The following is a 15,040-nucleotide window of genomic DNA, read 5'->3' on the forward strand; positions in this document are numbered from 1 at the left end:
GATGGGGAAAATTGTCTGGTTGATCAGGAAAATCGCTTTTTTCGGCTAAATCCGCCGTTGCGTTAAACCCCCAGGCACTTTGCCAGTCGTAGTCCTATAAGCTGTTTAAAAGGCTGTTGCCCAGCCAGTCGTATTCAGGAGTCCTGTGCAATGACGCGCACTCGTAAAATTCTCGCTTGGAGCTGCGCCAGCTTCGTTCTGTTGATTGCCATCGTGGTACTGGTGTTGGTGTTCTTCGACTGGAACCGCATCAAGCCGCCCCTCAATGCCAAAGTCTCCGAAGAACTGCATCGTCCATTCGCCATTAACGGCAACCTCGCGGTGGTGTGGCAGCGTGAGCCCGATGAAGGCGGCTGGCGCGCCTGGGTGCCGTGGCCCCATGTGATTGCCGAAGACCTGACCCTGGGTAACCCCGATTGGTCGAAACAACCGCAGATGGTCACGCTCAAGAAGGTTGAGCTGCGCATTTCGCCCCTGGCCTTGCTGGTGCAGCGTGTGGTGATCCCCCGCATCGACCTCACCGAACCCGGTGCCCAGTTGCAGCGCCTGGCGGATGGCCGCGCCAACTGGACGTTCAAGTTCGACCCCAAGGACCCCAACGCCGAACCGTCCAACTGGGTGGTGGATATTGGCGCCATCGGCTTCGACAAAGGCCATGTGACCCTTGACGATCAAAGCCTCAAGACCCAGCTGGATGTGATCATCGACCCGCTGGGCAAGCCGATCCCCTTCGGTGAAATCGTCGGCGACGCCGATGCCAAGAAGGCCCTGGAAAAAGGCTCGGCGCCCCAGGACTACGCGTTCGGCCTCAAGGTCAAAGGTCAATATCATGGTCAGAAGCTCGCGGGCACGGGCAAGATCGGTGGCTTGCTGGCCTTGCAGGACGCGGCCAAGCCGTTCCCGCTGCAAGCCCAGGTCAAGATCGCGGACACCAGCATCGCCCTGGCCGGCACCCTGACCGACCCGCTGAACCTCGGCGCCCTGGACCTGCGCCTGAAGCTTTCAGGCAGCAGTCTGGGCAACCTGTATCCGCTGACCGGCGTGACCCTGCCGGATTCGCCGGCCTATTCCACCGACGGCCACCTGATCGCCAAACTGCATGAGCCCAGCGGCGCCTCCTTCCGCTACGAGAACTTCAACGGCAAGATCGGCAACAGCGACATCCACGGCGACCTGGCCTATGTCGCCAGCCAGCCACGCCCCAAGCTCAGTGGCGCGCTGGTGTCCAACCAACTGCTGATGGATGACCTGGCGCCTTTGATTGGCGCGGACTCCAACGCCAAGCAAAAAGCCCGTGGCGGTGAAAGCAAACAGCCGGCCACCAAAGTGCTGCCGGTTGAGGAGTTCCGCACCGAGCGTTGGCGCGATATGGATGCCGACGTCGAGTTCACCGGCAAGCGCATCGTGCACAGCGCCGATTTGCCCTTTACCGATCTTTATACGCACCTGGTGCTCAACGACGGCCAACTGAGCCTCGAACCCCTGCGTTTTGGCGTGGCCGGTGGCAAGCTCGATGCGCAGATTCGTTTGAACGGCCGCACCACCCCGATGGAAGGCCGCGCCAAACTCACGGCGCGTAACTTCAAGCTCAAGCAGTTGTTCCCGACTTTCGAACCGATGAAAACCAGCTTCGGTGAACTCAACGGCGATGCCGATATTACCGGGCGCGGTAACTCGGTGGCGGCACTGTTGGGCACATCCAACGGTGACCTGAAGATGCTCATCAACGATGGTGCCATCAGCCGAAGCCTGATGGAAATCGCCGGGCTCAACGTGGGCAACTACGTGGTCGGCCGCCTGTTCGGCGACGAAGAGGTAAAGATCAACTGCGCGGCGGCGGACTTCGGCATCAAGACGGGCCTGGCGACCACACGGTTGTTTGTGTTCGATACCGAGAACGCGATCATCTACATCGACGGCACCGCGAATATGGCCACCGAGCAACTGGACCTGACCATCACGCCGGAATCCAAGGGTTTTCGCCTGTTCTCCCTGCGTTCGCCGCTTTACGTCAATGGACCTTTCATCAAGCCCAATGCTGGCGTGAAAGCCATTCCGTTGGCGCTACGTGGTGCAGGCATGGTCGCCCTGGGCGTGATCGCCGGGCCGGCCGCCGGCTTGCTCGCCTTGGTTGCCCCAAGCGGTGGCGAGCCCAATGAGTGCGCACCGTTGCTGCAACAGATGAAGGAAGGCAAGGCGCCCAAGACCGTGAAGTAACTGTGGGAGCGGGCTTGCCCGCGATAGCGGGGTATCAGTCAATGATTTATCAACTGATCCAACGCTATCGCGAGCAAGCCCGCTCCCACAGGGTGATGTTGCGGTGTTAGTTATTACAGATCCTGCAGAATATCCGCCATATCGTCCGCGTGTTCTTCTTCCTGAGCCAGGATGTCTTCGAAGATGCGACGGGTAGTCGGGTCTTTGTCACCGATGTACTGGATGATCTCGCGGTAGCTGTCTACTGCGATTCGCTCGGCCACCAGGTCTTCATAGACCATTTCCTTCAAGGTGTTACCCGCCACGTATTGCGCATGGGAGTTTTTCGACAGCAGGTCGGGGTTGAACTCCGGCTCGCCGCCCAGTTGCACGATACGCTCGGCCAGTTTGTCAGCGTGCTCGGCTTCCTGGGTCGCATGTTCCAGGAACTCATCGGCAGCCACGCTGGCCTTGAGGCCGTTGGCCATGAAGTAGTGACGCTTGTAGCGCAACACGCAGACCAGTTCAGTGGCCAGCGACTCGTTGAGCAGTCGGATGATTTCCTGACGGTCGGCGTCGTAGCCTTCGGTCACGGCACCGTTTTCGACGTTCTGGCGGGCGCGGCTGCGCAGGGTCGCAACGTCAGTCAGTTGTGCTTGAGTCATTTCAATCTCCTGGGGCTAATCCGGTTGTACGCCACGCTCTGCCGGCGTGATCGCTATTGGTTGTGAGTCCCGGGCCAGGCGAAAAGTTTTATCGGATTTAACAGGATGTGTCCTGAGGGCGTCTGACCGGTGTGGTCCAGCGCTCCGACAGGATCACTCCACCCAGGGTCAGCAAGCCACCCACCAGGTGATACCGCGCCAACTCTTCCTTCAGCACCACCGCCGCAATCAGCGCGGTAATCAGCGGCAGCAGGTTGAAGAACAACGTGGTACGGCTGGGCCCCAGGGTCTTGACCGAGTGCATCCACGCCAGCGGTGCCAGCATCGAAGCCAGCAGGCAGGCATATAGCACCAGCGGAATATTCGCCCAGCCCAAACCGGCCTTGGCCGAGAACAGATACAGCGGCAGCAGCACCATCACCGCGACCAGCACCTGCAAATACAGCAGCACCAACGGCGGCAGGCGCAGCTGCCATTTTTTCAGCAGGGTGCTGTAGACCGCATAAGCCAATGTTGCCACCAGCATCATGCCGTCGCCCAGGTTGACCCCATGTTGCAGCAACGCGCCCAGGCTGCCGGCCGACACCACCACGACCACGCCTGCGAACGACAGCACCGCGCCGGTCAGCGCACCGAAGGTCAGGCGTTGGCCAAGGCTGATGATCGCGGCGGTCAGCGCCATCAACGGCATCAGAGACAGGATGATGCCCATATTGGTGGCGCTGGTCAGCGTCGCGGCGTAATAGGCCAGGCTTTGATACACCGCCATGCCGAGCACGCCGAGGGTAAAGATCTTGCCCAGGTTGGGACGGATCTGCGGCCAGTGGGCGACCACCGGTTTGAGCATGAACGGCGTGAACAGCAACGCAGCGAACAGCCAGCGGTAAAAGCCGATTTCAGCCGGGAAGATCGAGCCCACGGCCAATTTGTTGACCACGGTGTTGCCGGCCCAGATAAAGATAGCCAGCAGCGGATACGCGTATTGCATTGAAAAGAAACCCAGTGTGTTGACGAGGCAGGATTATCCTCTGTCTGGATCGAAGCCTATACTGCGATCCAGACAACTGAGCGTTGAATCCAGACAATATGTCCCGACACACCGTACGCCTGCCCGATTTCGCCCGCCTGCCAAGCCCGGTGTACTTTCGGTATTCCGATTTTGCCCCGGACACCGAATGCACCCCCCACCAGCACACATGGGGCTCGCTGGATTACTCGGCCAGCGGTGTGATGCGCATGGAAGTGGCGGGCAATCGCTTCATGTCGCCACCGCAATACGCCGTGTGGGTGCCGCCGCTTACCGAGCACAGCTCCTACAATGCCGAGGCGATTGTCTACCACTCCGTAGGGCTGGCGCCGCAGCTGTGCGAGCAGTTGCCGCAGCAGCCTTGCACCCTGGCGATCAGCGACATTCTCAAGGCGATCCTCAAGGATTTCGCCCTGCGCGATGTCAATGCACCGCGCACCGATGCCGACATGCGCCTGGCCCAGGTGCTGGTGGACCAGCTCAGGCAGGCGCCGGTCCACGACTGCTTCCTGCCCTACGCCCGCCACCCGGGATTGCTTGGGGTCTTGGAGGGCATGCAGGCAGAGCCGGGAGACAACCGCCCTCTGGCGCAATGGGCCGAGCAGGTGCATGTGAGCGAGCGCACCCTGGCGCGCCAGTTTGTGCGCGAGCTGGGCATGAGCTTCGGCGAATGGCGCCAGCGCTTGCGCTACCTGGCGGCCATCGAAGCGCTGGACAGCGACCGCAGCGTGCAACACGTGGCGTTTGATCTGGGCTACAGCACCGCCTCAGCGTTTATCGCCATGTTCCAACGCCACGCCGGCTGCACGCCGGAGCAATATCGGCGGGCGAACATTCGTGGCCGGTGAAGTTGTAACAGGTTTTGACTACACTGCGCTGTAGGCCGTGCCCGTCGGCACGGTAACAGGGAGAAAACTCCATGAAGATGCTGCGTATTCCGTTGTTGATGATGGGCCTGCTGATGTGTGCCCAGGGTTTTGCCGCCACTGCCCAGCAAAACAAAATGACCACCTGCAATGCCGAAGCCACCACCAAGACGCTCAAGGGCGATGACCGTAAGGCCTTCATGAAGACCTGCCTGTCGGCACCTGCCGCCAACGACGCCAAGACCCTGACCCCGCAGCAGCAGAAGATGAAAGACTGCAATGCGTCGGCGAAAACCAAGGCGTTGACCGGTGATGCGCGCAAGACATTCATGAGCACCTGCCTCAAGGGCTGATCGCGAGTTCACGAATGCTGCAGAACCCCTGTGGGAGCTGGCTTGCCTGCGATTGCGTCGCCTCGGTATGACGGATACACCGAGGTGCCCGCATCGCAGGCAAGCCAGCTCCCACACTTGATCGTATTCACAACACCCGCTCTCGCTTGATTCTTCCAAGGCTGGCAGACTGCCCATCCTTCAACGCCGTTTGTTTTGAGGCTGTATGCCAACGTTTTCTCAGCGTCATGTGTTGTTGCTGTCCAGCTACATCATCATTTTCGGCGGGTTGCTGCTGGTACTGCCGCTGAAATTGCTACCCAGCCTGCTGGCCGGCCTGTTGGTCTATGAACTGGTCAACATGCTCACCCCTCAATTGCAACGCCTGATCGAAGGCCGGCGCGCGCGCTGGCTGGCGGTGGCCTTGCTGGGCACCTTGATCGTCAGCGTGTTGGCCTTGATCTTCGCCGGCGCCATCAGCTTCCTGCTCCACGAAGCGGAAAACCCCGGGGCTTCCCTGGACAAATTCATGGGCGTGGTCGACCGCGCGCGCGGGCAATTGCCGCCGTCCATCGATGCTTACCTGCCCGCCAGCGCCGCGGAGTTTCGCGTGGCCATCGGTGATTGGCTAAGCAAGCACCTGAGCGAACTGCAACTGGTTGGCAAAGACGCCGCCCACATGTTCGTCACCTTGCTGATCGGTATGGTGCTGGGTGCGATCATCGCCTTGCAGCGCGTGCCCGACTTGACCAAGCGCAAACCCTTGGCCGCCGCGCTGTTCGACCGCCTGCACCTGTTGGTCCAGGCGTTTCGCAACATCGTCTTCGCCCAGATCAAGATCGCCGCGCTCAACACCGCCTTCACCGCGGTGTTCCTGGCAGTAGTGCTGCCGCTGTGTGGCATTCACCTGCCGTTGACCAAGACCCTGATCGTGCTGACCTTCCTGCTCGGTCTGCTGCCCGTGATCGGCAACCTGATCTCCAACACGCTGATCACCATCGTGGCGCTGTCGCTGTCGATCTGGGTGGCGGTGGCGGCGCTGGGGTATTTGATCGTGATCCACAAGGTCGAGTACTTCCTCAACGCGCGAATCGTCGGCGGGCAGATCAGTGCCAAGTCATGGGAGTTGTTGTTGGCGATGCTGGTGTTTGAGGCAGCGTTCGGCCTGCCGGGGGTGGTGGCGGGGCCGATTTACTATGCCTATCTGAAGAGCGAGCTGAAGCTGGGTGGGATGGTTTAAAGACAGGTTCGGTGCCTGAACTGGCCTCTTCGCGAGCAAGCCCGCTCCCACATTCGGCTGCATTCCAAAGATGGAACGTGGTCAAGTGTGGGAGCGGGCTTGCTCGCGAAGGGCGCGCCACGGTTTCAGCTGAAACTCAGCTGCCGTAGCGCTTGCTCGCCTCAATCGCCAAACCGCTACCGATACTACCGAAGATATTACCTTCCACATGCCGCGCATTCGGCAGCATTGCCGAGATGCTGTGGCGCAGTGCCGGGATGCCGCTGGAACCACCGGTAAAGAACACCGTGTCCACCTGGGCCACGCTCACCGAGGCGTCATTGAGCAACTGTGTGACACTGCCGCGCACGCGTTCGAGCAGGTTGTCGATCGACGATTCGAACAGTGCGCGACTCAGGTCGACGCTCAAGCCCGCTTCGATACGGTCCAACGGCACATGGCGGCTGTCTGCCTGGGTCAGATGGATCTTGGTTTCCTCCACCTCCATCGCGAGCCAGTGCCCAGCACGCTGTTCGATCAGCTTGAACAGGCGGTCGATGCCGCCGGTGTCTTCGATGTCGTAGCGCATGCTGCCCAGGGCCAGCTGGGATTTTTGCGAGTACACCGAGTTGATGGTGTGCCAGGTCGCCAGGTTCATGTGGTGGCTGGTGGGCATGTAGGCGCCGCTCTTCATGCGGCTGCCGTAGCCGAACAGCGGCATCATGCCAGCCAGCGAGAGTTGTTTGTCGAAGTCGGTGCCGCCGATGTGCACGCCGCCGGTGGCGAGGATGTCGCTCTGGCGGTTGTCGTTGTGACGACGATCCGGCGACAGGCGCACCAGGGAGAAGTCGGAGGTACCACCGCCGATATCGACGATCAACACCAGCTCTTCTTTCTCGATGGTGGACTCGTAGTCGAACGCCGCTGCAATCGGTTCGTACTGGAACGAGATGTCCTTGAAGCCGATCTTGCGCGCCACATCCACCAGGGTGTTTTCCGCTTCCTGGTCGGCCATCGGGTCGTCATCGACGAAGAATACCGGGCGGCCCAGTACCACTTCTTCGAATTCACGACCGGCGTTGGCTTCGGCGCGACTCTTGAGTTGGCCGATAAACAGTGCCAGCAGGTCGGTGAAGGGCATGGCAGTGCCGAGCACGCTGGTGTCGTGCTTGATCAGCTTGGAACCCAGCAGGCTCTTGAGCGAGCGCATCAGGCGGCCTTCGTAGTTCTCCAGGTATTCGTGCAGCGCCAGGCGACCGTACACCGGGCGGCGTTCCTCGAAGTTGAAGAAGACCACTGACGGCAAGGTGATTTTTCCGTCCTCCAGCGCGATCAGCGTCTCCTCGCCGGGGCGGATCCAGCCGACGGTGGAGTTGGACGTGCCGAAGTCAATGCCGCAGGCACGGGCTGGAGATTCGTTTTTCATGTCTAACAGGTTCCGGTCAAAAAACGGCCGCGCAGTGTATGTCACTCGGGCCCGGATGCGTAGACCGGCGATCCGTAATTCAGCGCGCATTCGCGCTACATAGCTACGCCTCGGACCGGCAGGGGCTTGGTTAGGCTGCGGTTTTACTGCCCTCACGGACGAACTGCTATGCCTGATGCAACCTTCAATGCCGACCTGCGCGGCGTGCATTACGACTTTCTCAAACAACGCGTGCCGAACTGGTTCATGGAAGGCACGCCGCAACGCCAGGAAGAACTTGGCAAACACGAAATGGATATTCCTGCCTGGTACCTGGCCGCCACCCACACGGACAAAACCACCCTGGCGGCACAGCATTCGCGCTTTCGTGAAACGCTTAATTCGATTGAGGAACACCTGGGCCAGATCGAAGACGTCCTGACATTCGCCGAGCAACCGCTGAAAGATGCGATCAAAAAGGAGTTCAATCTGGAGCTGGATGTACGCAATGTGTTCTTCGTGCGCAAGTATGGCTCCAAAGGCGCTCGCGATGACTTCTACGGTGCCTTTGTTTTCGAACAACAAAACGATTCGTCGCTGAACTATACATACCGCGGCATTTCATTGCTGGAAGCCGCCCTGGCCAATTTCGAGGCCGATGAAGAACAGCCCTGCGCGTGCACCGATTGCCAACTGATCACCACCTTCAACCCGCAAAACCCCAACATCATTGCGACCTTCGCGGCGGTCAATGCCCAAGCTGTAGCAATCGCCCCCCACGCGTTCGCCAAGCTCTGCCGCACTCTGGACCTGGGCGCGCTTTACCAGGCGCATATCAAGGCGGTGGTTGAACCTGCAGACGCCAGCGGGCGCCAGGCACTGCAGCAGCTACTCGAGGAGCACCAGCGCCAGCAGCTTGCAGTGTGCATCGAGATTGCCAGGCTGCAGTTGAACGGAGCGCTGAGTGCCGATGCCTATAGAATGCTCAAGCAGGTGGTGACCGGTTCTGATATCCCCAGGCTTGGTGGGAAACCGGTGACTTATGCCGCACTTAAAGTATTCGATAGCGTGTTGGTAGGGCCGCTGTTGATCGGGCCCGATCGTCAAAATACGAGCCGCTCCGAGCCGCTGGTGGTGTACATCCCCGGTGACCCCCAGCAGCCCGTCAAGGAATATGCGTCAAGTAGCGAGTTCATGGCTGACTTGCGCACACGCCTGCACAGCGCATCGTATCGACGCTTTTTCAGCCGCTTTGTGCCAGTGCGCGACCAAGGCGGTTTTTTCGCCCGGTTCAATCGGTTGTACCAGCCTGCCAACAACGGAAATGGCGGGGCAGACTATCCGCTGCGCACACCGTTGGCGCGGTTGCCGATGCAAGACTGGGTCGTTGCCGGTGACCTGTGGCAGCGCATTCGCCAAGCACATATCAGCAAGATTTTGAGTGATGCACGTGCCGTGGCCGTGCCCACTGAAGATGAAGACCGCAAGGCTCGGCTCGAACGTTTGGAGCGCTTTTTCGACGCGGCTGTCAGCGTGTTCAACCTGGCCGCTTTTGTAGTGCCGGGGCTGGGGCCGATCATGCTCGCGGTGGGTGCTTCGCAAATGTGCTACGAAGTGTTCGAGGGCATTGAGGCCTACGAACAGGGCGAGCCGCGCCAGATGTGGGCGCATTTCGCTTCCGTGGCGCTGAACGTTGCCTTCATCGCCGCCGGTTCCAAGGTGTTGCCTGCCGTCAAATGGCAGAGTGCGGTGGATCATCTCAAACCGGTGACGCTGCCAACAGGCAAGCAGGTGCTGTGGAACCCTGATCTTGCGCCCTATGCATCGCCACTCAAACCCGCGCCCGAGGCCAAGCCCGATGCGTTGGGCCTGTACGAGCACGAAGGCCAACAGTTGGTGCCGTTCGACGACTCCCATTATCAGGTCAAGCAAGACCCACACACAGGTCAATACCGCATCCAGCATCCGAGCCGTCCCAATGCCTATGCACCGGAACTGGAGCACAACCATAACGGGGTCTGGAGCCATGAACTGGAGCAACCGCTGACGTGGGACGAGCCCACGCTGCACAAGCGCCTGGGCATCGCCGGACAGTCCGAACCGCTACGTATCAGCGGCGTCGAGACCGATGCGTTGCGCCAGACCATGGTCGATCATGAGCCGCTGCCGCTCTTGCTGGACGACACCATCAAGCGCCTCGAACTGCACCGGCAACTCAGCACCTTTGTCGAGCAAATCAAAAGCAGCGACCCGCTGGTGTACCAGAAAGCCGATCCTGTGCTGCAATTTGACATGCTCCAGCGCCGCGGTTTGCTGCCCGATAACGTACCGCTCAAAGTCATTGGCCCCACCGGCGACGTGCTGTGGGAAACCGCCGATGCGCCGACTTCAGTGCGCAAGCGTGTAATAGTGCTGACCGAAAGCACTGTGGCTCAGGGCCGCTTGCTCAGGGAGTTGCTGTACACCTTGCAGGGGGTCGACCCGCAGCTCAAGGAGTTTCCGGGTAGCCCCGATCAATCCCTGGACGTTCGCTGCGGCCAACTGCGCCAGTACCTCGGCGATGCCGTGCAGAGCCTCAAGGGTCCGTTGCTGGAAGAACGCTACCGAGCGCTGAACCCCGCACCCGATGCGGATGTGCAACGGGTGCTGGACGCATTCCCGGCCTTGCCGACCCTGGCGGCCGAGCGGTTGTTGCAAGGGGCTACGGCAAACGAACTGGAGGCCTTGCGCAGCAGCGGTCGCTTGCCTGAGCGATTGGCCGAGCAGGCGAAATGGTGTGCCCAGCAAACCCGTGTGGCGCGTGCCTACGAGGGCCTGCACCTTGACACTCAGACCGGACTCGACAGTCATCGCTTGGCCTTGCGCACCCTGGAAACGTTGCCAGGATGGCACCGAGGTTCGCGGCTGGAGTTACGCCAGTATTCCCCAGAGGGCACGGTGCTCGATGCCATCGGCTCACCCGATTTTCCGCACAAGCGAACCTTGGTGCTGCTCGAGAGCGGCGAATTCCAGGCTTCCATGCCCGGCGATTTCTACAGTGCCATCTGGGAGCAACTGGCGCTCGACGAGCGTCAGCGCCTGGGCCTGGGCAGCGCCGCTGAGCTCAAGCAGGCGATTCAGCACAGCCCTTTACCACGCGAGGCGCTGCTCACGGTGTTGGAGGAGAATCCACAGCGCAAACCGGACTATGACCCGATGGTACGTCTGTTGGGTGGCGGGCCGGGGTTTCGTCTGTTCAGGAAAATTGGCAACGCGTTGCGCACGGACAGAGGGCGCGTACGGCAGTTGTTTCCCAGCTTCAACGAGGAGCAAATCACCGCGTTTATCCAATCCTTGGGTGATGACGTGACTGGGGGACTAGCGCGGCGGGAGGAAGAGTTTCGGGCACTGAAAAAAACCTTGAAGGTGTGGTGGCGCGCCCAAGGGCCGCAAGCCATGAATGCCTACAGCGTTCAGACAGAGCTGGTCAATCAAGTCGTGCGCTGCTGGCGGCGGGAAACCGGGGCGTTACTGAAGCTGCATTACGGCAGGGGGGAACGGTTTGATTTGCCGCCAGTGAGTGCAGATTTCAGTCATGTGCAACACCTTGAGCTGTCCGACATCAGTTGGTCGAGCAACGCGGGCAAGTTTCTCGACAACTTCAGGCATCTGGAGGGTTTGAAGATCTTTAATGGCGACGTTGCCGAATTTGCGCCTGTGATCGGGGAAATGAAAAATCTGACTTCGTTGAGCATCACCTTCAGCGGGCTTCGATTGACACCGCACAGTGCGCACTTGTTAAGCCGGCTCAGCGCGCTTGAAAACCTGGACCTGACGCATAACCCGTTAGGTACATTGCCCGACTTCAGTGGTATGCCAAACCTCACGGAGTTGAACTTGCGCGGTACGCAGATTGACCAGTGGCCTTCTGGATTAACCAGCCTGACCGGATTGAAGCGTGTCGACCTGTCGAATAACCGACTGCAGGAGGTCCCTGCGCAACACTTGACGCCGCCGGCGGATCAGCTCGAAGCGGTCGTGCGCACGAATAACGTCACCATTGTGCATGGCAACCCCTTTGCGGCCGACTATTGGCAGAAGTTCGACCAGTATTGGAAGAACCTGACGCAAAACCATCCGCGCCTCCTGCGAGGCGCCCTTGATGACGCCTTTGATAGCGGAAATCCAAGGCTTCGGGTCATGCAGAAAATATACCCGAACAACAGCGTGCAGTTTTCCAGGGGGATGATTTGGGCGTTGGGCGAGGCCGCCGAGGCAGAGCTGGCGACGCGTGAGCAAGCATTTGACACGCTGCTGCGTCAGTTGGAGGGCTGGCGGTTCTCCGGCGGCGGTGAGCGCCAGCGCTATGTGCGGGTTGGGCAACGTTCCACCGAGGTGGCGGCACTGAGTGATCGCGCAACGGCCCAGCAACGTATCTTGAGTTGCTGGCGCAGGGAAACCCCGCAGCAACTCACCCACGCGGGTGACCCCTTCGGTCTGGAGCTGGACCTCAGTGGCCTGAACCTGCCGAGCCTGCCTGATCTGGATGCGGATTTCAGCCATGTCGGTTCACTCAAATTGAGCAACATGAACCTCAATACGTCGCCTGAAGGTTTTCTCTCTGGCTTTCGAGGCGTGCGCTGGCTGGACCTGTCGAGTAACCGGTTGCGCGAATTGCCACCGGCGCTGGGGCAGATGCAGGGCTTGACCCGGCTGTCCCTGCAAAACAACCGGATACGCCTGACCCCCGATTCTGCAGCGACGCTGTCGTCACGCACCACGCTCAGGGCGTTGCTGCTCAATTCAAACCCACTGGGTATCACGCCGGATTTCAGTCAAATGTCGGATCTGCGTTCATTGGGCATGGGGGCAACCGGCATTGATAGCTGGCCGACGGGCTTGGGTGGCCAACCAAGCCTGGATGCGGTGTACCTCAGAGGTAACAATATTTCCACATTGCCCGATTCGCTGATAGCCCCGCCGGACGAGCAACTGGCACAGACCCTGCGCGTCACCCGTGTGACCGATCTGGATTTGAACCCGTTGTCGGTCGAGACGCGACAACGCATAGTCGCTTACGGCAACCGGCTAAGTGCGGGAGAACGAGCCACTAACAGGCTGGTCGCCAGCGTCATGCGGGTGGCTGATCGTCCTGTGGTGTTGGCTGCCACTGATGCTCCGTTCCGGCGCTGGTCCATCGGGTTCTCCACGCAACAGGTTGCGCAGCGCAGACTTCAATGGGCCGCCCTGCAGGCCCTGCCCGGTGCGCAAGGTTTCTTCGAAGTGCTGCGTGACCTGGAAGTCGCACCAGCAGGCCATGCAGACTTGCAGCGGCGCGTGTGGGAGGTGATCGATGGCATCACGCAAAACAGCTCCGAGTCCGAGCAGTTGCGCAAGGAAATGTTTGAATGGGCGGGCCGGGCGGCCTGTTGTGATCGTGCGGCCCTGACCTTCAGCAACCTTGAGATCCTGCTGATGACCCACAACGCCAGGACCCTCGCACTGGACGCGTCCCAGGGAGCGGCGCTGCTGAAACTGTCCAGGGGGCTGTTGCGCCTGGAGGAGCTGGAGAAGATCGCACTGCAAGATATCGACCGGCGTAGAACTGCGATCCGCAAGCGCGCCGACTTGACCCCCGCTCAGCGCGAGGTGGAGTTCAGCCGCTTGGAAGAGGTGGAGATTCGGCTGGCGTATCGTCATGGCCTGAAGGATCGCCTTGAGTTGCCGGGCCAGCCGCAACAGCCACGGTTCGCTCGTCTGGGTAATGTCTCCTTGGAGATGCTTAATGATGCCTATCAGCGAGTCATCAGCCTGGATAACTCCGCACAGGAGTTTCAAGCCGTGCTTTCAAGGGACTTCTGGAAAGATTATGTGGCGAACAAATACCGCGCACGGTTTGAAGTACAGAACGAGCCCCACCACGAAAAAATGGATACGTTGCGGCGTGATTTCGAGGCTGGGACATTATCGCGCGCAGCCTACGATGCCAAGGCCGAGGAGTTGCAGGCACAGTTTGCGATTGAAGAAGCGCAGTTGATTGAAACCTTGACCCGCGATGAAGTGGCGCAGGCGCTGGTACCCACGGCAACTCTCGAAGCGCTGGGGGAAAGCACCTCCGTGAACCTGCAACTTTCCCAGGCGCAAGCCATTGAATTCAATGGCAAGCAATATTTTGTCGCGAGCATGCCCGATGCGGGCGACGGTGAGCACTACGTGCTGTGGGTACAGGCGGTGGACAATCCGTTGCTGTTGACCAGCAGCGGCGTAATTGCCAAGCCTGATGTCAGCGGGGTATGGAAGCGTCGGGGTCTGGTGGGCGGGATGGCGCCGCAAGGTTCGGACGATGAGTTTGTGGAGGCCTCGGAGTCCATGCCGGTGCGGCCATACACGGCGGGCGAACTCAGCTATATGCGCCGTGAAATCCATTTCACGGCCAATCCCAATCCGGCCGGCAGCTACATCCGTGCCAACAACGGCAAGTATCCGCTGAGGGATTATCAGGGACGGCCTATTCGAATCAGGTCTCTGGAGAAGCAGGTGATCCAGGACTCGGGCGCCCACTACACCTCGGCGCAGATCAAGCCTTACATCCAGTTCGAGGGATATGAACAGGTCGGCGCGCGCTATGAAGCGCAACTGCAACTGCGCACGTTCACCGAACAAGACGTGAAAGTGCCGGGCGAGAAAGCGTTGATCGGCCAGTCGATGGTGGTGGCCAACCGCCGAATCGCCAAAGGCGAAATCGTCGGTGTGTACGGCGGTACCGTGCTGCCGTTCGGTATCTTCGGGCCTGGCGAACAGACCTATACCATGAAGGTGGGCAGCCAGATGGTTGCCCACGGGAACACGCTGGTGGAAGAACCGATTCACATATCGGGGGACAACATCCTGTCGCGAATCAACACCCACTTTGAGTACGACGCCAACGGCACACCCCTGCGCCAGGCGTTGGGAGGCTACAACGTTGAGACCGTGGCTTTCGACGTCGAGGCCGACATGTGGCTGGGCGTGGGGCCTGACGCGCAGATCAAGCGCAAGCCATTTTTACTCAATGCCATTTTCGCTACCGAAGATATCGCCGCTGGCACCGAGTTGCGTTTGGACTACCAGTACACCGAAGACATGATAAGAGGCCGATTTGCCTGATTCTTGCGTTGCGGGTAACGCGTCTGTCGTCGTAAATAGACGCGTCCTATCTTGAAAGTCCATGTTTTGCCCCAATCTTGTGGGCATATCCAGGCGGTACACCGCGTTTGCATTGATGCCGTGTATCGCCGCTTAACTTAGACGCGCCCTGACATCAATTCCCAGGCTGCCAGCCATGGCGTGCCGTGTGGCGGGCTGCGCGATA

8 protein-coding genes are annotated in these 15,040 nt (G+C 60.0%); 5 read left to right on the plus strand and 3 right to left on the minus strand.

Features of this window, described 5'->3' with window-relative positions:
- Positions 1–150: 150 nt before the first annotated feature.
- Positions 151–2,217 carry an AsmA family protein gene (locus BT199_RS15405; protein ID WP_072434885.1) on the plus strand — a complete coding sequence of 689 codons (2,067 nt, stop codon included), beginning with the start codon at positions 151–153 and terminating at the stop codon, positions 2,215–2,217.
- 113 nt (positions 2,218–2,330) lie between these two features.
- Here BT199_RS15405 and BT199_RS15410 read toward each other — a convergent pair whose 3' ends face one another.
- Positions 2,331–2,861: a ferritin-like domain-containing protein gene (locus BT199_RS15410; protein WP_014716698.1), complete on the minus strand. Its 531-nt coding sequence runs from the start codon at positions 2,859–2,861 to the stop codon at positions 2,331–2,333.
- Between the two features lie 97 nt (positions 2,862–2,958).
- Positions 2,959–3,849 carry a DMT family transporter gene (locus BT199_RS15415; RefSeq protein WP_072434887.1) on the minus strand — a complete coding sequence of 297 codons (891 nt, stop codon included), beginning with the start codon at positions 3,847–3,849 and terminating at the stop codon, positions 2,959–2,961.
- 98 nt (positions 3,850–3,947) lie between these two features.
- Here BT199_RS15415 and BT199_RS15420 point away from each other — a divergent pair, with 98 nt between their 5' ends.
- From BT199_RS15420 to BT199_RS15430, 3 genes are all read left to right on the plus strand, one after another.
- The gene (locus BT199_RS15420; RefSeq protein ID WP_072434889.1) at positions 3,948–4,736 is read left to right on the plus strand and encodes an AraC family transcriptional regulator; all 789 of its coding nucleotides are present in this window, start codon (positions 3,948–3,950) and stop codon (positions 4,734–4,736) included.
- A gap of 71 nt (positions 4,737–4,807) precedes the next feature.
- Entirely contained in the window at positions 4,808–5,107 is a 300-nt protein-coding gene (locus BT199_RS15425; protein ID WP_014716700.1) for a PsiF family protein, read from the plus strand.
- 205 nt (positions 5,108–5,312) lie between these two features.
- Positions 5,313–6,326: an AI-2E family transporter gene (locus BT199_RS15430; protein WP_003188124.1), complete on the plus strand. Its 1,014-nt coding sequence runs from the start codon at positions 5,313–5,315 to the stop codon at positions 6,324–6,326.
- A gap of 136 nt (positions 6,327–6,462) precedes the next feature.
- Here BT199_RS15430 and BT199_RS15435 read toward each other — a convergent pair whose 3' ends face one another.
- Positions 6,463–7,731: an Hsp70 family protein gene (locus tag BT199_RS15435; RefSeq protein WP_072434891.1), complete on the minus strand. Its 1,269-nt coding sequence runs from the start codon at positions 7,729–7,731 to the stop codon at positions 6,463–6,465.
- Between the two features lie 168 nt (positions 7,732–7,899).
- Here BT199_RS15435 and BT199_RS15440 point away from each other — a divergent pair, with 168 nt between their 5' ends.
- Positions 7,900–14,835 carry a dermonecrotic toxin domain-containing protein gene (locus tag BT199_RS15440; protein ID WP_072434893.1) on the plus strand — a complete coding sequence of 2,312 codons (6,936 nt, stop codon included), beginning with the start codon at positions 7,900–7,902 and terminating at the stop codon, positions 14,833–14,835.
- Positions 14,836–15,040: the final 205 nt, after the last annotated feature.

Origin of the sequence: Pseudomonas sp. NFR02, assembly GCF_900119375.1 — a bacterium.
In the GTDB taxonomy this organism is placed as follows: domain Bacteria; phylum Pseudomonadota; class Gammaproteobacteria; order Pseudomonadales; family Pseudomonadaceae; genus Aquipseudomonas; species Aquipseudomonas paracarnis.